General features: G+C 54.3%; 1 pseudogene. It reads left to right on the top strand.

What is annotated here, in order from left to right:
- Positions 1 to 1,148, top strand: a pseudogene (locus FC96_RS13035) (hypothetical protein); the annotation flags it as partial.

The following is a 1,148-nucleotide window of genomic DNA, read 5'->3' as shown; positions in this document are numbered from 1 at the left end:
AAAATCCAAGTAATGCCAATATTTCGGATGCAAACTCAAAAGCCAGTGAGGCGTTAAGTGATGCAAGTAGCGCTGCAAGTGAGGCGAAGAACGCTTCAACGGCAGCTTCGAACGCAGCATCCACAGCCAGTGAAGAAGCAAGCAAGGCTTCCACCGCCAAAGATGAAGCTTCCAGTGCGGCATCAGAAGCCTCGAGTGCGGCGTCAGCAGCAAGTTCAGCTGTGACAGCAGGTGATCGTTCAGCAGCTTCCACTGCAGGCTCAATCGCCTCAAGTGCCGCTAGCGTGGCCTCGAGTGCGGCTAGTGAAGCCAATAAGGCGTCGAGTGCAGCTAACTCAGCTGCATCAACGGCCTCAAGTGCCGCTTCGGTTGCCTCAAGTGCTGAAAGTAAGGCCTCAAGCGCAGCGAGTCAAGCAAGTTCAGCTGCTAGTGTGGCAGCTGATGATCAGAATACTTCAAGTGCGGCATCAACAGCATCGACTGCTGCATCGGCTGCTAGTGATTCAGCAAAGAATGCTGGGAGTGATGCATCAACGGCTTCAACAGCAGATAGTCAGGCAAATAGTGATGCTTCGGTGGCATCAGATGCAGCTAGTTCAGCAGCTAGTCTGGCCAAGGATAACCCAAGCAACGCAAATATTTCCGATGCAAACTCAACGGCTAACTCGGCCTCAAGCGATGCAGATAGCGCAGCCAGTGTTGCTGACAGTGCGTCAACGGCAGCTTCAAATGCAGCGTCAACGGCCAGTGAGGAAGCAAGCAAAGCTTCAACTGCTAAAGATCAAGCTTCGAGTGCTGCGTCAACAGCCTCAAGTGCAGCCTCAGCAGCTAGTTCGGCGGTAACCGCAGGCGATAGTTCAGCGGCTTCTACTGCTGGTTCAATTGCCTCAAGCGCCGCATCAACGGCCTCAAGTGCCGCTAGTGAAGCTAGCGAGGCTTCCAGTGTCGCTGACTCCGCCGCATCAACGGCCTCAAGTGCCGCTTCGGTTGCCTCAAGTGCTGAAAGTAAGGCCTCAAGTGCAGCGTCAACTGCAACAAGTGCAGCGAGTCAAGCCAGCTCAGCCGCTAGTGTGGCTCAAGACACTTCAACGGCCACGAGCGCTGCCTCAACGGCAGTTTCAAATGCATCAGATGCAAACGATGCAGCT

The sequence above is a fragment of the Secundilactobacillus kimchicus JCM 15530 genome (assembly GCF_001433995.1).
Taxonomy (GTDB): Bacteria; Bacillota; Bacilli; order Lactobacillales; family Lactobacillaceae; genus Secundilactobacillus; species Secundilactobacillus kimchicus.
Note: the sequence above shows the minus strand (reverse complement) of the source record. Positions and strands in the feature narration are given on the sequence as shown.